12 protein-coding genes, 1 tRNA gene and 1 pseudogene are annotated in these 18,315 nt (G+C 67.9%); 9 read left to right on the top strand and 5 right to left on the bottom strand.

The genetic code is table 11. The features are described 5' to 3' along the window. Positions 1-7 precede the first annotated feature (7 nt). The 3 genes and pseudogenes from FL625_RS02865 to FL625_RS02855 all read right to left on the bottom strand — a co-directional run. Positions 8-3,745 (bottom strand): baseplate multidomain protein megatron, encoded by a 3,738-nt coding sequence (locus FL625_RS02865; RefSeq protein ID WP_149587100.1) that lies wholly within the window; start codon positions 3,743-3,745, stop codon positions 8-10. Positions 3,746-3,754: 9 nt separating this feature from the next. Beyond that, entirely contained in the window at positions 3,755-4,189 is a 435-nt protein-coding gene (locus FL625_RS02860) for an NlpC/P60 family protein (protein WP_149587099.1), read from the bottom strand. Positions 4,190-4,301: 112 nt separating this feature from the next. Then, positions 4,302-4,928 (bottom strand): annotated as a pseudogene (locus FL625_RS02855) (phage/gene transfer agent baseplate hub protein); the annotation flags it as partial. Positions 4,929-4,942: 14 nt separating this feature from the next. On the opposite strand from FL625_RS02855, the gene FL625_RS02850 reads away from it, so the two are divergent. Together FL625_RS02850 and FL625_RS02845 are read left to right on the top strand one after the other, a co-directional pair. Then, positions 4,943-6,358 carry a hypothetical protein gene (locus FL625_RS02850; RefSeq protein ID WP_200833856.1) on the top strand — a complete coding sequence of 472 codons (1,416 nt, stop codon included), beginning with the start codon at positions 4,943-4,945 and terminating at the stop codon, positions 6,356-6,358. A gap of 4 nt (positions 6,359-6,362) precedes the next feature. Beyond that, positions 6,363-9,158, top strand: a complete 2,796-nt coding sequence (locus FL625_RS02845; RefSeq protein WP_149587098.1) for a BPTD_3080 family restriction endonuclease — start codon at positions 6,363-6,365, stop codon at positions 9,156-9,158. 294 nt (positions 9,159-9,452) lie between these two features. On the opposite strand, the gene FL625_RS02840 is transcribed toward FL625_RS02845, so the two are convergent. Further along, positions 9,453-9,542: transfer RNA gene (locus FL625_RS02840), tRNA-Ser, on the bottom strand. A 282-nt stretch (positions 9,543-9,824) separates the two neighbouring features. Between FL625_RS02840 and FL625_RS02835 the strand changes: the two genes are divergently transcribed. From FL625_RS02835 to FL625_RS02805, 7 genes are all read left to right on the top strand, one after another. Further along, positions 9,825-11,069 carry an SPOR domain-containing protein gene (locus FL625_RS02835; RefSeq protein ID WP_149587097.1) on the top strand — a complete coding sequence of 415 codons (1,245 nt, stop codon included), beginning with the start codon at positions 9,825-9,827 and terminating at the stop codon, positions 11,067-11,069. Between the two features lie 19 nt (positions 11,070-11,088). Next, entirely contained in the window at positions 11,089-12,240 is a 1,152-nt protein-coding gene (locus FL625_RS02830; RefSeq protein ID WP_435532692.1) for a D-alanyl-D-alanine carboxypeptidase family protein, read from the top strand. Beyond that, entirely contained in the window at positions 12,241-12,864 is a 624-nt protein-coding gene (tmk, locus tag FL625_RS02825) for a dTMP kinase (protein WP_149587095.1), read from the top strand. It begins immediately after the preceding gene. A gap of 160 nt (positions 12,865-13,024) precedes the next feature. Continuing rightward, entirely contained in the window at positions 13,025-14,416 is a 1,392-nt protein-coding gene (locus tag FL625_RS02820) for a circularly permuted type 2 ATP-grasp protein (protein WP_200833865.1), read from the top strand. Positions 14,417-14,521: 105 nt separating this feature from the next. Then, positions 14,522-15,472, top strand: coding sequence for an alpha-E domain-containing protein (locus FL625_RS02815; protein ID WP_149587094.1), 951 nt, complete (start codon positions 14,522-14,524; stop codon positions 15,470-15,472). Further along, positions 15,472-16,278, top strand: a complete 807-nt coding sequence (locus FL625_RS02810; protein ID WP_149587093.1) for a transglutaminase family protein — start codon at positions 15,472-15,474, stop codon at positions 16,276-16,278. Before FL625_RS02815 ends, FL625_RS02810 begins: the two co-directional genes overlap by 1 nt. A gap of 30 nt (positions 16,279-16,308) precedes the next feature. Beyond that, on the top strand, positions 16,309-17,031 hold the full coding sequence (locus FL625_RS02805) for a proteasome-type protease (RefSeq protein WP_149587092.1): 723 nt from the start codon (positions 16,309-16,311) through the stop codon (positions 17,029-17,031). A 3-nt stretch (positions 17,032-17,034) separates the two neighbouring features. Here the strand turns inward: FL625_RS02805 and FL625_RS02800 are convergent, their stop codons facing one another. Then, positions 17,035-18,210, bottom strand: coding sequence for a BaiN/RdsA family NAD(P)/FAD-dependent oxidoreductase (locus tag FL625_RS02800; protein ID WP_149587091.1), 1,176 nt, complete (start codon positions 18,208-18,210; stop codon positions 17,035-17,037). Positions 18,211-18,315: the final 105 nt, after the last annotated feature.

Here is an 18,315-nt window from a genome sequence, read left to right as displayed (position 1 = left end):
AATCCCGTCAGAACTGGAGGGTCACGGTCGCAGGCGTGCCGCGGCCGAGGCGGTTCGAGAGCTGGAAGATGCGGATCGCCAGCGTCTGGCCGGGCCCGAGCGGTGCGCCCCAATCGGCGGCTTGCTGGGCGGCGGTGTAGAGGACGGCGGTCGTGCTGCTGGTCAGAGTGCGCTTGACGGTCGTCCCGTCGAGGATCTGCACGTCGTAGCTTTCCAGGTCCTCGGCCAGCGGCACCTCGACCTGTTCCCAGGCATCGGCAACCAGAGCCCGGGATCGCCGTGTCCAGCGGATGGTCAGATCGCCCGGGCTGCGCGCCGTCCGCCACGGCTGCTCGACATGGGTCGGGGCGAACGGGACAAGGCCGCGTCCTGTCGGGGTGAACCCCAGCGCGGCGTAGCTGTCATCGGTGACGGCGCGCGCAGCGGAGCCCACCCGCCAGTTCCATGGCAGGCCAAGGTCGGCCTCGGCGATGGGCAGCGGGGCCAGGGTTGCATCCAGCGCCACGACCCGCGAGCCAGCCGGGGCCGGGTTGCCGATGGCATGCTCCGTTCCACGCTGGCCACGCAGGAGACGGGTCAGGCGGTAGCGGCCAGGCGCGATCAGTTCGGCCGCGCCCGCCTGGACGATCTCCCAGACGCCGGGCGCACTCTCGACGGCCAGCGCGTTGGCCCGGCCGAACAGTGCGACGTCGGTCACGCTTTCCAGCGTTCCGGACAGGAGATCGACCACCAGCGCGTTGCCCAGATCGAAGCGGGAGGTTGGCCCGGGAAAGAAGTCGAAGGCCAGCGTGCCGATCCGGGCCCGACCGCCGAACGTGGTCAGCAGATTGAAGCCGTCCGTCGAGGCGCTGCGGAACACCGCGATCTCGCCGGGCCAGGGGCTGGCATGCGCGGCGATCAGAGGGCGATGGGCGGGCTGATCCTCGCTGATCTGCGGCAGGTCCAGCATCACCACCTCCGGCGTGCCGAAGACGACGGGGCTGGCAAGGCTTGCGGGCCGCGGATCGCCGGGCGGCAGATCGTAGGCGGCGCGGTCCTGCCGCACCGCCTCGATGGCTCGCGCCTCGGCATCGGCGACCGAGACGAGCCGGAACTCGACCTCCCGGCCATCATGCGCGAGGCGGATTACATCGGCTGGGTCCAGCGCCAACCGCGAGGGCGGCAGGCGGAAGGTCGCGCTCTCGCGGCCGATCCAGGCCTCCATCAGCGCGCGGCGGCAGCGGCGTTCGGCTTCCTCGGGAGGGATCGCCATCGGGAAGGACTCGGAGGCGATGCGCGTCGTGTCGACCGTGACGCGCCGTGCCTCGACCAACGCGGCGTCATAGTCCTCGTCCGCCCGCGCAACCTGCCACTTCAGCGCCTGCGGCAGTTCGGTCTCCTGGCCGCGCGTCAGTTCGAAAGCCTCGCCCTCGCGGGTGGAGACCAGATCATCCACCGTGAGGGTCAGGCTGGATGCCCGCCCGCGCATGACGAAGCGGATCACGCCTTCGGTCTCGATGGCATCGAAGCCGAAATGCCGTGCCAAGGTGGAAATCGATGCGCGGGGGCTTTCCAACGCGCCGATCACATAACCCTCGACCGCGCCCCAGAGACCGGAAACGTCGATGAGGTCTTCCGCCAGTCCCGCGCGCAGGCATAGGTGGCGCACGAGGGCGGCCAGCGAGACCGCACCCAGCCGTCCGGTCAGCCAGTGCCCCAGCCGCCAGTTCGCGCCGTCCGTCCAGACGTCGGTCAGCGCGGGAAAGAACGGATAGGGCCGCGCGTCCCATGTCCAGGCGGCGCATTCGGGCACATGCACCATCCGGCCGCCATAGACGGATGAGGTCGGGTTGTTCGTGCCCTGACCCCACCAGAGGTAGCTGGCCTCGAGATAGGCGCGCTGGATCGCATCGTCGCGCCATCCCCGCGAGAAATGCGGCGTGAAGCTCTCCGACGACTTCGGGTCGAAGAAGACGTTCGGCTGGTTGGTGCCCCGGTCGATGGCCGGGCAGCCGAGCTCGGTGAACCAGATCGGCTTGGACTGCGGCGCCCACGCCGTCGGCGTCGCGCTCTCCACCCCACCGGGGCGGTCATAGTGCGGGTTCGACCACCAGGCGCGCAGATCCTTGTAGCGGAAGACCCACGGCTTGGCCGCAGCACCGTCGGTGATCGCGGTCCGCACCTGCCCGGTGCGATCGGCCGCGCTGGCATAGAACCAGTCGAAGCCTTCACCGCCCGCGATGTTGCCCTGCAGGTAGGCGCGGTCGTAGATCGCGGGCCAGCCCTCGGCCGCATCCGCATGCTCGAACCCGTCGCGCCAGTCGGAGAGCGGCATGTAGTTGTCGATGCCGACGAAATCGATCTCCGGATCGGCCCAGAGCGGGTCGAGATGGAAGAACACGTCCCCCGAACCGTCGCCCGGCTGGTGCCCGAAATACTCCGACCAGTCGGCCGCATAGCCGATCATGGTGCCGGACCCGAGGATAGAGCGCACATCCGCAAGCAGGCCCCGATAGGCCTGCACGGCCGGATAGGTGGCCGCGCCCGAGCGGATGGTGGTCAGCCCCGGCATCTCGGTGCCGATCAGGAAGGCGTCTACCCCGCCCGCGGCCGCGCAGAGATGGGCGTAGTGCAGCACCATGCGCCGCAAGCCCCAGTCGCCCGCGACGCCTGTCCAGGAGACGGTCTCGCCGGAGACGCTGAAACTCGCGGGGGTGGCCGTGCCGAACAGCGCGGCGACCTGCGCCATCGCCGTACCGGTCTTATCCACGCTGCCGGCATAGCCTGCCGCAGGCGAACAGGTGATCCGGCCACGCCAGGGGAACGCGGGCTGACCCGCCTCCGCGGCGTTATCGGAATACGGGTTCGGCAGGCTGTTGCCGGGCGGCACGTCCATCAGGATGAAGGGATAGAACGTCACCCGCAGCCCGCGGCCCTTTATCTCGCGGATCGCCTGCACCACTGCGAAATCCGCGGGCGTGCCGCCAAAGACCGGCCGGTCCTCGGCATCGCGGCTGACCAGATGCGCATTGGCCCGTGCCACGCCATTCACGGACCAGACCTTCAGGCTGGTGACCTTGGTCGAAACCTCCACGCCCGGCTTGATCGTGCAATTGCCTGCATGCAGGTCGTTGCCGAACCAGGCGACGACGAGGCTGACGCTCTCGACGGCCGAGGCCATGGCCTGCAGCCGATCGAGGGCCACGACGATGTCGGCCTCGTCGGGCAGCGCGTTCAGGTTCTCGGCCGAGGTCGTGCCGCCGAATGCGCCCGCGCTCTTGCGGATCGTCTCCGTCGCATACCAGCGCCAGGTGTTGCCGGTCATGTCGAGCGGCTTGCCATCGGCCCAGATGCGCCCGATCCCGGTGATCGCGCCTTCGCAGAGCGCCACGGCGAAGGAGGCGTAGTACAGATACTCGGTCGTCTTGACCTTGCCACCGCCGCCGCCCTTGCCGCCGCCCTGCGTGGTGGTCTTCGTCTCCTCGCGGAAATCCGTCGCCCAGACGATGTTGCCGCCCATGCGCATCCGGCCGTAGAGGCGAGGAATGACCGCGCCCTCAGTGGCCGAGGTGATGCGCAGCGTGTCGAGCCGCGCGCCCTCGATGCGCTGGGTCGGCGCCAGCGACGAGATGATCCAGCTGTCGACGACCGAGCCGATGGTGGAGCCGATGAAGCCGCCGATGGTCGCGGCGCTCACGCCAAGGATCGCGCCGCCGATGCTGCCGCCAATGGCGGCGCCGGCCGCGCCGAGAACGAGAGTGGCCATGTCGAGACTTCAGCGTTGCGGGAAGAGAAAGGCGAAGGCGATGCGCCGTCGCCAGGATCGGGTGAGCGGTTCCTCGATCACGCCGAGCCGCTCGTAGGCGTGGAGGAAGCTGTCGGGCCCGGTGAGGATCCCGACATGCTTGGCGATGGCGCGGGGCTTCATGCGGAAGAGCACCAGCGCGCCGGGACCGGCCGCTCCCGGTGTCAATTCGATCATCATGGCGCGCGCGCCCTCGGCCAGCACCTCGCGCGGGCCCGTCTCGCCCCAGTCGCGGCTGTAGGGCGGGACCGGGAATGGCTCGGGGCCGACGACCTCGCGCCAGACGCCCCGCGCGAGGCCGAGGCAATCGCAGCCGACGCCGCGCAGGCTGGCCTGGTCGTGGTAGGGCGTGCCGAGCCAGGAGCGCGCAACGGCAATGATGCGTGTGGGATCGGCGGAGGTCACAGCACGCCTCCCTCGTGGCCGCCATCCTTGGTGGCGTAGCGCAGCCCGTTCGGCGGGCAGACAGTCCCCCGGACTGTCTGCCTGTCCGCCTCACCCTGACCCGGAATGTGCGTCACAACACAGCTCCTTCATGGCCACCATCCATGGTGGCGTAGCGAAGGACTGCGTCTTGCCCTGGGATATTTGGAAAGCCGCGGAAGTTGGCGATGTTGGCGAACTTCGCGCTGCAGGTCGCGATCCGCTTGTCGCAGCCCGCCCGGATGGTAAAGGCATCGTTCTCGGCGATCGCGCGCACCGGCGCTTCGAGCAGGGTCAGCAATGCGATGCCGTCCGTGACGTCATGGCCGAGCACCTCGGTGCGCCGCCCGGCATTCGCGCCGCTCGTCCAGTCCAGCGTGCCGAAGGTGAACCAGCCGGCCTCAAAACTGCCGAGCCCGGAGGAGGTGAAGGTGCGGTCACGCAGCAGATCGATGACGGCGCCCGTGCCCTTGTAGGCCGGGTCCTCGAGATCGACGCCGCAGCGCGCATCGCCGAGCGCGGCGTCGCAGGTCGCCTGGAAGGTCCGCCCGACCGTCTGGCCGAGGACGTGGGCGAGCGAGCGGACCTCGGCGACGAACGCGAGCCGCCCGCGCCGGATCTGACCGATGGCCCCGCGCCGCATCAGCACGCGCTGACCCGTGTCCGCCCAATTCACGCGCCAGACTTCGACCTCGGCATTGTCCCAGCGGCCGTCGAGGATGCGACACCTCGCGCGTGGCGATCACGCTGGCCAAGCAGCGGCTGATGACGGCGAGCTTCGACTACTACGCGCTCCGCTATCCCCATGAAGGGCTGAAGGGCGGCTTCGACCATGAAACCGTGCCGCACATCACGCTGAAAAGCATCGCCAACAACCCCGACATCGACACGATCTACGACCAGGATCACCCGAAGATCGCGGCGGCGCTGGCCGAGCTCAACGCAGCGCTCAAGGGCGCGCCCGTCCGCCACCTCTCGCCCCAAGGCGGGCGCAAGGGGCAGTGGATCGACTTCGCCGCCCCCGACAGTGCCACCGTCACCCTGCCCGCCGGGCAGACGGTGCCGGTCAACGCGCTTCTGGAATGGGAGGTGCCCTTCGACTGGCCCGAGGATTGGCCCGAGGCCGCCCGAGCGCCCTTCGACGCCTTCCACGCCGCCCGGCAGGCGATGCAGCGCCGCATGGACCAGTCCATCGCCGACCATGCCGAGCAGGAGACGCTCTACGACAAGCCGCGCATCGACCGCACCAAGCTGCGCATCTGCGGGCCCTTCTCGGTCGAGGCGGTGCCGGCGCCGACCGTCCTGTCGCTGGACGAGACCATGCCCCCGAAGGAGGCTGACGAGACCGTCGCCCGCTCCGGCGAGACATCCCGCCAGGCGCTCTGGCGCGACGAACTCCTGAAGACCGGCGTGCGCGGCAAGGGCGGCGCGATGCTCCGCTTCGCCGAGTTCGAGACGCTGCCGGGGCTACGCTACCTTCACGCCAGCGGGGCGCTTGCCGAGACGGGCGAGCGCGTGGTCGTCAGCTTCGGCCCCGAGCACGCGGCGCTGGAACAGCGGCAGGTGGAACTGGCGTTGGACGAGGCGCAGACCCTGCGCCCCTCGCCGAAATTCGTCCTGTTCTGCGCCTTCACCTTCGACCCGGAGGCCGCGAAGGACATCGACGAGGTGAACTGGCCGGGCGTGACCCTGCTGAAGGCGCAGATGAACACCGACCTGCTGACCGAGGATCTGAAGAAGAAGCGCGCCTCGAACCAGTCCTTCTGGCTGATGGGCCAGCCCGACGTGGAGCTGCGCAAGCGCAAGGACGGATTGTGGGAAGTCGAGGTCAACGGCTTCGACTATTTCGATCCGCGCAAGGGCGATCTGGTCTCGGGCGGCAAGAAGCAGATCGCGATGTGGTCGCTGGACACCGACTACGACAACCGGTCCCTGATGCCGCACCAGGTGTTCTTCCCCATGGCGGATGCCAAGGGCGGCTGGAACCGACTGCGCAAGACGGTCCGGGCGGAGCTGGACGAGGACCTGCTGGAGCAGTTCCACGGTACCATATCGCTGCCCTTCGAGGCGGGCGAGAACCGGCGCATCGCGGTCAAGATCGTGGACGACCGCGGGATCGAGTCGCTCAAGATCATGCCGCTGGAGGGATAAGCCCATGTCCCTCATCATCAATTCGCCCTTCGTCTGCCCGGCGCAGCATTGGGTCGAGGGCAAGGACGGCAAGCTGGAGATCAAGCCCGAGCGCCGGCCGGCGAGCTACGAGGTCTTCGACGCGCGCAACAACACCAAGCGCACCGAGGTGCTGGACCTCGTGAACACGATCCGCGCCCGCGTGGATCAGTGGCGCGCGGACGGCTGGCCCGGCGTGACCATCGTCACCCGCAAGCTCCTGGAGCACTGGCACGACCGCGAGGCGCGGCAGCATCCCTTCTACTTCTGCCAGCTCGAGGCCATCGAGACGCTGATCTGGTGGGTCGAAGGCGCCGAGGCCTACAAGCAGGGCATCGCGATCCCCGGCGACGGCGGTGACTGGGAGCGGCTCTGCAACAAGATGGCGACGGGGGCGGGCAAGACCACGGTGATGGCGATGATCATCACCTGGCAGGTGCTGAATGCGCTGACCTATCCGAAGCGAAACAAGGATTTCAGCCGCGCCGTGTTCATCGTGGCGCCGGGCCTGACTGTGAAGGAGCGGCTGCAGGTTCTGCTGCCCAGCGAGGGCAGCTACTATGACGAGTTCAACCTGTGCCCGTCCGAGGCGCTACGCCAGAAGCTGAACCAGGCCGAGGTGCTGATCGAGAACTGGCACACGCTGATGCCGCTGAAGGAAGCGGACCGTTCGGTGGTCAAGAAGGGGCGCGAGTCCGACGAGGCTTTCACGCGGCGCGTGCTGGGCAAGCTGGCGTCGCACAGGGACATCATTGTCATCAACGACGAGGCGCACCACGCCTATCGCAAGCCGCCCGAGGTGAAGATCAGCAAGAAGGCGGCAGCCGAGCAGGGCATCGACCTCGATGAGGCCACACGCTGGATCGAGGGGCTGGACCGCATCCACAAGACCCGGCGCATCCAGCGCTGTTTCGACCTCTCGGCCACGCCCTTCGCCCCGACAGGGAAGAAGAGCACCGACACGGCGCTGTTCGACTGGATCGTCTCGGATTTCGGGCTGAACGACGCGATCGAGGCCGGGCTGGTGAAGACGCCGCGGGTCGTGGTCCGCGACGATGCCATCCCGGACGCCAAGACGCTCCGGTCGAAGCTCTACCACATCTACCGCGATCCATCCGTCTCCGAAGACCTGAACCGGGCGAATGCCAAGCCGCATGAGGCGCTGCCGAAGCTGGTTCAGGACGCCTACACGCTGCTCGGCGCCGACTGGCGCGAAACGCGCGCGCGCTGGCAGGAGGCCGGGCATCACTCACCGCCCGTCATGCTCACCGTCTGCAACCGCACCGAGACCGCGGCCCGCATAGAGAACTACTTCAACAAGGGCGATGCACACTGGCCCGAGCTGCACGCGCCACAGCGGACGCTCCGGGTCGATTCGAAGGTTCTCGAGAAAGCCGAAATCGGGGAGGCCGCAGCATCCGACAAAGACTACGAGGCGCGTCTGAAGGCCATCATCGACGCGGCAGACCTTCCCGAAACCCGCCGCCAGCAGTTCCTCTCCCTGAAGAAGGAGGAACTTCTGCGCGAGATCGTGGACAACGTCGGGAAAAGGGGTGCCGCCGGTCAGGACCTTCAGAACGTCATATCGGTGGCGATGCTGTCGGAGGGATGGGACGCAAAGAATGTGACACACATCATGGGGCTCCGCGCCTTCACGTCCCAGCTGCTCTGCGAACAAGTTGTCGGGCGCGGGTTGCGCCGCGTGTCTTATGACACTGACGAGAACGGCCTGTTTCTGCCCGAATACGTCAACGTATTCGGCGTACCACTCTCCATTTCGGAGACCGGCGAAGGTGGTGAGGCACCGCCGCCGCCGAAGCCCACCACGCAGATCGAAGTGGTGCCCGACCGTGGGCATCTGGAAATTCGCTGGCCGAACGTGCTGCGCGTGGAGACAGTCGTCAAACCGGAGCTCGCCATCGCCTGGAACAAGGTCCAGCCGCTCGTGCTCGATCCCGCCAGCACACCGATCAGCGCCGAACTCGCCCCGGCGCTCGGAGGCGCGACGGACATGGGCAAGGTCACCGCGATCGACCTCGAGAAGCTGCCGGATGGCTTCCGCCTGCAGCGCCTCGTATTCCAGGCTGCGCGGAAGGCGTTTGCAGAGCTGAGCCATGGGTTCACCGGCACCCACGAGTATCTGGCGGCGCAACTCGTCAGGATCGTCGAGGCGTTCCTCAACTCGGACCGCCTCGACATCCCGTCGCTCTTTCACTCCGATCCGCTTAGGCGGCGCATACTCATCGCGCTCAACATCGATCTCGTGGTCCAGCATGTGCTGAGCAACGTGACCGAGCAGAACACGGAACGTCTGACCCCGGTGTTCGACGAGGAAAGCCCGATCGGTGCAACGGGGCTGATGCGCACCTGGTACACGACCAAGCCGTGCTTCCCGACGACCAAGTCGCACATCAGCCATCTGGTGGGAGATTCTGCCTGGGAAGGCCACGCGGCCAATGTCTTCGAGAAGAGCGATGATGTTCTATCATACGCAAAGAACGATCACTTGGGCTTTCAGATCTACTACATGTGGGCGGGCTCCCGACGGCGATACGTCCCGGATTTCCTGCTCCGTCTCGCTGGCGGCACGATCCTCGCACTCGAGATCAAGGGCACCGACAGTCCTCAGAACAAGGCCAAGCGAGACGCGCTGAACGAGTGGGTGAAGGCGATCAACGCAGCAGGCGGTTTCGGACGCTGGGCTTGGGATGTTGCGTTCAAGCCTGGTGAGGTGCAGGACATCATCACGAGGCACGCTGCCGTCGCCGAGCCTGCAGAATAGAGCTCGTGTTCCGGCCAGAGCGCGACCGAGTTGTTCGATCCCGGTTCCATCCCGATAGCGCCACTGGCATCGAAGTGTTCAGGTCAGCCTTCGATTTGTTCTCTTATTTTCTGAGGCTTACAGGCTCTACACTAAAATCGGGCAGTCGAGAGCTACGGAGAATATCGGCCCGGAGAGACCGCTTTCGGGTAGCCTGGCGCCGGGGCCAGTGCGCAGCCCAACCCACATAACCCACGAAAACAACGGAAAAATCCGGCCGTAGCCGGATGGGGAGAACGCTTTCGCGAAGGCAAGTGGCGGAAGCGGTGGGATTCGAACCCACGGTGGGGTTCCCCCCACGCTGGTTTTCAAGACCAGAGCCTTAAACCACTCGGCCACACTTCCTTGCGCCCCGCGGATGGCCCGGGCCGTGGTGCCGGCATATCCGTCGCGGCTCGATTCTGAAAGGCCGACAGGAGCCCGGTCCAGCGGCGAATTCCGCTGATCGTGAGGGCAGCAGATCGCCTCCGCCCTTCCCACCGCTTGCGCAAGGCAGTATGCTGACCACAAATTGCAGGCGGACCTTGTGAAAACCGGCGACAAAAGCCTCGGGCAAAAGCGCCCGGACACGGGGAAACTTCATCGGTAAAGCGCGGCGCGCAGACCGCGCGCACTTGAGGGCGGAAGATGGCAAGAGCGGGGCTTCGGTTCACGATCATCGGACTGGCGGCAGCGGGTCTGCTCACAGGCTGCGTCGAAGGTGGCGCAGATGCCGGCGGAGGGGGCGGGGCGACCTTCGCCGCGGCTCCCGGCGGCAAGAAGGCCGCAACCCGCGACGTCGAGGCGCCCGAGGTCTTTCAGGCGACCGAAAAGGCGCTGTGGGACGGGCGGCCCTCGCTGGGCGGCATCTGGGTCGCGGCACCCGAGGTGACGAACCCGGAACGTGCCCTCATCATCAACCAGGCGACCGGGCAATCGGTCACCGGGGCGCTGTTCCGGCGCGAGCGGGAGAATCCCGGTCCGCGGCTGCAGCTGTCCTCCGATGCGGCCGAGGCGCTGGGGATCCTCGCCGGCCAGCCGACCGAGATCCGGGTGGTCGCATTGCGCAAGGAAGAGGTCAAGGCCGTGGCTGCGCCGGCACCTGCCACGGTCGCGCCGCCGACCGCAGATGCGAAGCCGGGCGACGCCAAGCCGGCCGAGGCCGCTGCCATCGCTTCCGCCGCGCTTGCGGCTGTCGATGCCGGTAAATCGGCTGGCGCGGCTCCGGCCGCAGCGAAGCCGGGCGCTGCGCCGCCTGCCGCGGGCGAGGTCGCGGCGGATGCCACAGTCGCCGGCGCTGCCGCGGCCGGTGCCGCCGTGGCTGCGGTGGACGAGCCGCCGAAGCGCAAGACCTGGAAAGAGCGCCGGGCCGAGGCCAAGGCCGCGCGCGAGGCCAAGAGGCGCGCCGCGGCCGAGGCCAAGGCCGCAGCCTCCGCCGCCGAGGCCGATGTCGCGACGGCAGCCGGTGGCCAGACGGCGGCCGGCACCGCGCCGGCGGCCACCGCCGCGACGGCGGCCGTGGCCCCGATCGAAGCCGCGCCGCTCGACGCCCGCAAGCCCGAGGTCGTGGCCGGCAAGCCAGAAGCGGCCGGCACGCGCAAGGTCGTCGGCGAAGCCCCGGCCCCCGCGGCCAAGCCCTCGGCCCCCGCCGATGCGGCGACCGCTCCCGTGGTCGCCGGCGGCCCGGTCCGGCCGATCCAGGTTGCCTCGTTCTCGAAGGAGGACAACGCCAGGCGTGCGGCCGAGGCTCTGGCCAAGATCGGCCTGACCGCGACGCCGCAAAAATCCGAAATGGGCGGTCAGGCGGTCTGGGGTGTGGTCGTCCAGGGTGACGAGGCCGTGCTGAAGAAGATCAAGGCCGCCGGTTTCGCCGACGCCTATTTCCTTAAGTGAGCAGGGACCGCCCGCCATGCTGAACCGTCTGCGCCTTGTCCTGACCCTGATTGCCCTTGCGCTTGCCGCCTTGCCGGCGCGCGCCTTCGAGACCGCGGCGACCGCCGCCTGGGTCTATGACATGACGACGGGCACGGTGCTGATGGACAAGAACGCCGACCAGCCCGTGCCGCCGGCCTCGATGTCCAAGCTGATGACCATCAACATGCTGTTCGAGGCGCTGAAGGACGGGCGCGTCACGATGGACACGCCCTTCGCGGTCTCGTCGCGCGCCAAGGCCATGGGCGGCTCCACCATGTTCCTGCAGGAAACCGACCGCCCGACCGTCAACGAGCTGATCCACGGCATGATCGTGAACTCGGGCAACGATGCCTGTGTGGTGGTGGCCGAAGGGCTTGCCGGCACCGAAGAGGCCTTCGCCCGGCAGATGACCGAACGCGCCAGAGCGCTGGGGATGACCGCATCGACCTTCGCCAATTCCAGCGGCTGGCCAGACCCGAACCACCGCATGTCGATGCGCGACCTCGGCATCCTGGCCCGGCGGCTGATCGAGGATTTCCCCGAATATTATCCGATTTTCGCCGAGACCGAGTTCAACTACAAGAACCGCGCGCCCGCCAATGCCCGCAACCGGAACCCCCTGCTGGAACTTGGCGTCGGCGCCGACGGGCTGAAGACCGGGCACACGCAGGAGGCCGGCTACGGTCTGGTCGGATCGGCAAAGCAGGGCGAACGGCGCATCATCTTCGCCATCACCGGCCTGCCCAGCGAGAAGGCACGCGCCGAAGAGGCCGAACGTATCGTCAGCTGGGCCTTCCGGCAATTCTCGGAAAAGACCATCGTGAAGTCCGGCGTCCGCGTTGCCGAGGCCGAGGTTCACATGGGCGCGGCCCCGACTGTCGGCCTCGTTCCGGCCGAGGACATCCGCCTTCTGGTGCCGGCTCTGGTGCAGGAAAGCCTGACCGCCGAGGTCGTCTACAACGGCCCGTTGATCGCCCCGATCGCCAAAGGGACGCCGGTCGCGGAACTGATCGTCCATGCCCCGGATCTTCCCGACCGCAAGGTGCCGCTGGTGGCCGAGGCCGATGTCGGCAGGGCCGGGTTCCTCGGGCGGCTGACCACGGCGGCCAGCACGCTCTACGCCCGCTATCTCGGGGCGCCGGCCAGCTGAATGGCGGGGCTCTTCCTTTCTCTGGAAGGCATCGACGGCTCGGGCAAGTCCACCCAGGGGCGGCTTCTGGCCGAGACCCTCCGCCAGCGCGGACACAGGGTCACTCTGACGCGCGAACCCGGCGGCAGCCCTGGCGCCGAGGAGATCCGCCGTCTGGTCCTCGAAGGCGCCACCGACCGCTGGTCGCCGGAAACCGAGATCCTGCTCTTCACCGCCGCGCGGCGCGACCATCTGGAAAAGACGATCCGTCCCGCACTGGCGCGGGGCGAGATCGTCATCACCGACCGCTTCGCCGATTCCACCCGGATCTTCCAGGGCATCACCCGGGGCGACCTGGCCCGGGTGGTCGACCGCCTGCACGCGCTGATGATCGGGGTCGAGCCTGACCTCACGCTCCTGTTCGACATCGACCCCGCCCTGGGCCTCGCGCGTGCCCAGGCCCGCGCCGGCGCCGAATTGCGCTTCGAGGACATGGGGCTTGCCTTCCAGCAGAAGGCTCGTGCCGGGTTCCTGGCCCTGGCTGACCGCCATGCGCGATTCCGTGTGATCGATGCAAGCGGCGACCCCGAGACCGTCGCCGCCCGTGTCGAGGCGGCCGTGGCCCCGCATCTGCCCCGGCCCTGACCACCGGAACCTGCCGGAATCCCGTGGATCATGTGCACAAAACTTGTGCAACTGGTGATGCTGCGGGCGCTATCCTTCCGGTAATGCTTTTCCCCTCGCGCGGCCTCTGCTCTAGTCGGGGCAAGACGTGCAGGGGGACGTGGTGGGCCAGTTCAACGAGATGTACCAGGGCACCGAGGTCAGGGCACCCTATGCGCGGTTGCAGGACTGGGTGGCGACGATGCCCGAAGAACTCCGCAGCCTGAAGCAGGCCGAGGCCGAGGCCCTGTTCCGCCGTATCGGCATTACCTTCGCGGTCTATGGCGAGGGCGGCGACCCGGACCGTCTGATCCCCTTCGACATGTTCCCGCGCGTCTTTTCCGGCACCGAATGGGCGCGGCTGGAGCGCGGGATCAAGCAGCGGGCCCGGGCGCTGAACGCCTTCCTCGTCGATGTCTATGGTCGCGGCGAGATCATCCGCGCCGGCCGCATCCCCGCCCACCTCGTCTATCGCAACGAGGCCTACGAGAAGGCCGTCGTCGGCTTCGTGCCACCCAAGGGCGTCTATTCCCACATCGTCGGCGTCGATATCGTCCGCACCGGCCCCGACCAGTTCTACGTGCTTGAGGACAACTGCCGCACGCCCTCGGGGGTCAGCTACATGCTGGAAAGCCGCGAGATCATGATGCGGATGTTCCCGGACCTGTTCCGCGAGAACCGTATCGAGCCGGTGGATACCTATTCCGAAAAGCTGCGCCGCACCCTGGCCAGCGTCGCACCGGCCAAGTGCAAGGGCGAGCCGACGGTGGTGATCCTCACCCCCGGCCATTTCAACAGTGCCTATTACGAACATTCGCTCCTGGCCGACCTGATGGGGGTGGAACTGGTCGAGGGGCAGGACCTGTTCGTGGAAGGCGAATACGTCTGGATGCGCACGACCGAAGGCCCGCAGCGGGTGGACGTGATCTATCGCCGCATCGACGACGCCTTCCTCGACCCGCTGTGCTTCCGCCCCGACTCGATGCTCGGGATTCCCGGCCTGATGGATGTCTACCGCTCTGGCGGCGTCTCGATCTGCTCGGCGCCGGGGGCAGGGGTGGCGGATGACAAGGCGGTTTATACCTATGTGCCCGACATGGTGCGCTTCTACCTCGGCGAAGAGCCGATCCTGCAGAACGTGCCGACCTGGCAATGCGGCCGGGAAGAGGATCTGAAACACGTCCTCGCCAACTTGCCCGACCTCGTGGTGAAGGAGGTTCACGGTTCGGGCGGCTATGGCATGCTCGTCGGACCCAAGGCGTCGAAGGACGAGATCGAACGCTTCCGGGCGAAACTGGTCGAGGATCCCGCGAACTACATCGCCCAGCCGACGCTGGCGCTGTCCACCGTGCCCACCTTCGTCGAAGAGGGCGTGGCCCCGCGCCATGTCGATCTGCGCCCCTATTGCCTCGTGGGCGAACGCATCGAACTGGTGCCCGGCGGCTTGACGCGGGTGGCGCTCAAGGAAGGGTCGCTCGTGGTGAACTCCAGCCAGGGCGGCGGGGTCAAGGATACCTGGGTGCTGGCGGAATGACCGGACCACGTGACCACAGCGCAAAATTCTTCGCCGAAGAATTTTGCGGCACCACAGACAAGGACCAGGATCTTTCGACGAAAGATCCTGGGGAACAGGCCTGACATGCTGAGCCGGACCGCAGACAACCTCTACTGGATCGCCCGCTACATGGAACGCGCCGACACGGTCGCGCGGCTTCTGGAGGTGGGCAGCCGGATCAGCCTTCTGCCCTCGGCACAGGGCTACCGCAGCGAATGGGACAGCCTGTTGCAGGCCACCGGCATGGCCCATGCCTTCGCGGCCAAATACGGCGATCCGGTCCAGCGCAACATCGAAAGCTTCCTGTTCTTCGACCGCGACAATCCCTCGTCCGTGGCCAGCTGCATCACCGCCGCGCGCGAGAACGGCCGCATCGTCCGCACCGCGCTCACGACCCAGGTCTGGGACGCGCTGAACACCGCCTTCCAGGAGCTGCGCCAGCTGGAACGGGCCGAACGCTCGACGCTGGAACTGTCGCGGCTGACCGACTGGACCATGCGCCACGCCGCCATGCTGCGCGGGGCCATCGACGCCACGCTCCTGCGCGACGACGGGTTCAACTTCCTCAACATCGGCTATTATCTCGAACGCGGCGACAACACCGCGCGGCTGATGGATGTCAAGTACTACGTCCTTCTGCCGCGCGTCGATTTCGTGGGGTCCGGCCTCGACAACTACCAGTGGTCCACGCTTCTGCGCGCGATGGGCGCGCAGCGCGCCTTCCACTGGGCCTATGGCGGCGAGGTGACTTCGGCCAAGATCGCCGACTTCCTGATCCGCAACCCGCAGTCGCCCCGCTCGCTGGCCACCTGCACCGCGGGGCTCGTCAACCACCTCGGCCGCATAGCCAAGGCCTATGGCCGCGAAACCCGGGCCCAGGACTGCGCCCGCGCCCTTCTGGCCGGGATCGAGGGCACCACCGTCGACATGATCTTCGAGGAAGGCCTGCACGAGTTCCTGACCCGCTACATCACCGAATCCGCCACGCTGGCCACGGCGATTCATGACAGCTACCTCAGCGGAGAGATGCGCTGATGCGCCTGACCGTCGATCACCTGACCAGCTATCGTTACGATGTCCCCGTGCGTTCGGTCGTTCAAAGCCACCGCCTGACCCCGTCCGCCTTCGCCGGACAGAAGGTCATCGACTGGGAGGTGACGGTGACTGGCGGGGTGCGGGGGGCAAGCCACCGGGACGGGGCAGGGGACGTGGTGCAGGGCTGGACCATCGCCGGGCCGGTCGAAGAGGTGGCCGTCCAGGTCCGCGGAACGGTCGAGACCGAGGACCTGGCCGGCGTCCTGCGCGGCCACCGCGAGAGCGTGGCCCCGGACTGCTACCTGCGCGAGACCGCTCCTACCCGGATCGACGTGGCCCTCGCCGCCCTTGCGGCCTCGGCCTCCGGGTCCGACTGCCTGGCGCTTGCGCACGCGCTGTCGCTGGCCGTATCCGACGCCATCGCCTATCGCCCAGGCGTCACCCATGCGCATACCACCGCCGCCGAGGCTCTGGCCCTCGGCGAAGGCGTCTGCCAGGACCATGCCCATGCGCTGATCGCCCTTGCCCGCGCCCGCGGGGTCCCGGCGCGCTATGTCTCGGGCTATCTCTTCGCCACCGAGGACGGCACCCCGCACGAGGCCGCTCATGCCTGGGCGGAGCTGCACATCCCTGGACTCGGCTGGGTGGGTTTCGACCCCGCCAACCGCTGCTGCCCTGACGACCGATACATCCGGTTGGGTTCCGGCTTCGACGCGCAGGACGCGGCGCCGATCCGCGGTGTTGCCCGTGGGGCGGCGGTAGAGGAGATGGATGTGAGGGTTGCGGTTCTCCAATCGGCCCAATAGGCTCGGCGCGGACGGGGAGAACGGACCAGAATGACCTATTGCGTGGGGCTGCTACTGAACGACGGCATGGTGCTGTTGTCGGACACCCGCACCAATGCCGGGCTCGACAACATCTCGACCTACCGCAAGATGTTCACCTTCGAGGACCCGGGCGAGCGGGTCATCGTCATCATGACCGCAGGCAGCCTGTCGGTGACGCAGACGACAATCGCCCAGCTGCGCGAGGCGGTCGAGGATCCCGAGGCCACGCCCGAAACCTCGATCATGCTGGCGCCCACGCTGCTGAAGGTGGCCGAGATCGTCGGCGACCGGCTGGCGCGGGTGCGGGCGGATGTCGATCAGAAACTCTCGGCCATGCAGGGCGCTTCGGCCTCGATGATCGTCGCCGGCCAGCGCCGGGGCGGGGCGATGCGGCTGTTCCTCATCTATCCCGAGGGCAATTTCATCGAGGCGACCGAGGACACGCCCTTCCTCCAGATCGGCGAGCACAAGTACGGCAAGCCGATCCTCGACCGCGTGGTGCGCCCGACGACCAGCCTGTCCGACGCGACCAAGGCGGTGCTCCTGTCGATGGATTCGACCCTGCGCTCGAACCTCTCGGTCGGCATGCCGCTGGATCTTGCGGTGATCGAGCGCGATGCCTGCCGGGTGACGCATTCCCGCCGGATCGAGGCCGGCGACCCTGCCTTCCGCGCCATGTCCGAGGCCTGGTCCAATGCGCTGCGTGACGGCTTCGCCAGGATCACGATCTGAGGGCTAAAGCGCCTGTCCCGCGGCCCAGCCGCTCGACCAGGCCCACTGGAAGTTGTAGCCGCCCAGCCAGCCGGTGACATCCACCACCTCGCCGATGAAGAAGAGGCCCGGCACCCCCTTCGCCTCCATCGTGCGCCCGTCCAGCGCCCGGGTGTCCACCCCGCCCAGCGTGACCTCGGCCGTGCGATAGCCCTCCGATCCGACCGGCACCAGCCGCCAGCCGTTCACCTGCGCCGCGATCCGGTCGAGCGTGGCGCCGGGCAGTTCCGCCATCGGCCCGGAGATACCCGCCGCCTCTTCCAGATGCCGGGCCAGCCGTTCCGGCAGCCAGCGGCCCAGCACCGTGCGCAACGCCGCCTTGCCCTGCGCCGCCTTCGCCGCGCGCAAGGCCCCCGCCATGTCCTGCCCCGGCGCCAGGTCCACCAGGATCGGGTCGCCCTCGCGCCAGTAGGACGAGGCCTGCAGGATCGCCGGTCCCGACAGGCCGCGATGGGTGAACAGCACCGCCTCGTCGAACCGCGCCCGTCCCGCCGCGACCCGTGCCGCGACCGATACCCCGGCCAGGGGCCGCATCCAGGCCAGCTCCTGTTCGGCGAAGGTCAGCGGCACCAGCGCCGGCCGCGTCTCGACCACCGGCAGGCCGAACTGTCCGGCGATCTGGTAGCCCAGGCCCGTCGCCCCCATCTTCGGGATCGACTTGCCGCCCGTGGCCACGACCAGCGCCCGCGCTCGCTGCGTCCCGCGCGGGGTTTCCAGCGCAAATCCCTTGTCGTCCTGCCGGATGGCGCCCGGCGCGCAGTCCAGCCACAGCGTGACGCCCGCACGCTCCATGTCGCGCAGCAGCATGGCGACGACCTGAGTCGCCGGCCCGTCGCAGAAGAGCTGCCCCAGGGTCTTTTCGTGCCAGGCAATCCCGGCCGCGTCGATCCGGGCGATGAAATCCCATTGCGTGAACCGCTTCAGCGCCGACACGGCAAAGCGAGGGTTCTGCGACAGGAACCGTTCGGGCGCGATGCCGAGGTTGGTGAAGTTGCAGCGCCCCCCGCCCGAGATGCGGATCTTCTCGCCCGCGGCCCGTGCGTGGTCGATGACCAGCACCTTGCGGCCGCGCCGCCCGGCCTCGATCGCCGCCATCATGCCGGCCGCCCCGGCGCCCAGGATGATCGCGTCCCATGCCATGCCCCGTCCTAGCCGCGCGCCGCGTCGCGAGCAAGCCGTGAGGGCGGGCGGAAAAATTCGATGCGGGGCCTTGCACGCCCCAAGACCCTTCGCTAAACACCGCGG

This window comes from Tabrizicola flagellatus (assembly GCF_008271465.1).
Classification (GTDB): domain Bacteria; phylum Pseudomonadota; class Alphaproteobacteria; order Rhodobacterales; family Rhodobacteraceae; genus Tabrizicola; species Tabrizicola flagellata.
The sequence above is the reverse complement of the archived record's forward strand: the minus strand, read 5'-3'. Positions and strand labels throughout refer to the sequence as shown.

Coding starts and splice junctions, on each gene's coding strand:
- FL625_RS02810 (WP_149587093.1), top strand. CDS start 15,472: ATGCGCCTGACCGTCGATCACCTGACCAGCTATCGTTACGATGTCCCC.
- FL625_RS02805 (WP_149587092.1), top strand. CDS start 16,309: ATGACCTATTGCGTGGGGCTGCTACTGAACGACGGCATGGTGCTGTTG.
- FL625_RS02865 (WP_149587100.1), bottom strand. CDS start 3,745: ATGGCCACTCTCGTTCTCGGCGCGGCCGGCGCCGCCATTGGCGGCAGC.
- FL625_RS02820 (WP_200833865.1), top strand. CDS start 13,025: ATGTACCAGGGCACCGAGGTCAGGGCACCCTATGCGCGGTTGCAGGAC.
- FL625_RS02835 (WP_149587097.1), top strand. CDS start 9,825: ATGGCAAGAGCGGGGCTTCGGTTCACGATCATCGGACTGGCGGCAGCG.
- FL625_RS02800 (WP_149587091.1), bottom strand. CDS start 18,210: ATGGCATGGGACGCGATCATCCTGGGCGCCGGGGCGGCCGGCATGATG.
- FL625_RS02815 (WP_149587094.1), top strand. CDS start 14,522: ATGCTGAGCCGGACCGCAGACAACCTCTACTGGATCGCCCGCTACATG.
- tmk (WP_149587095.1), top strand. CDS start 12,241: ATGGCGGGGCTCTTCCTTTCTCTGGAAGGCATCGACGGCTCGGGCAAG.
- FL625_RS02845 (WP_149587098.1), top strand. CDS start 6,363: ATGTCCCTCATCATCAATTCGCCCTTCGTCTGCCCGGCGCAGCATTGG.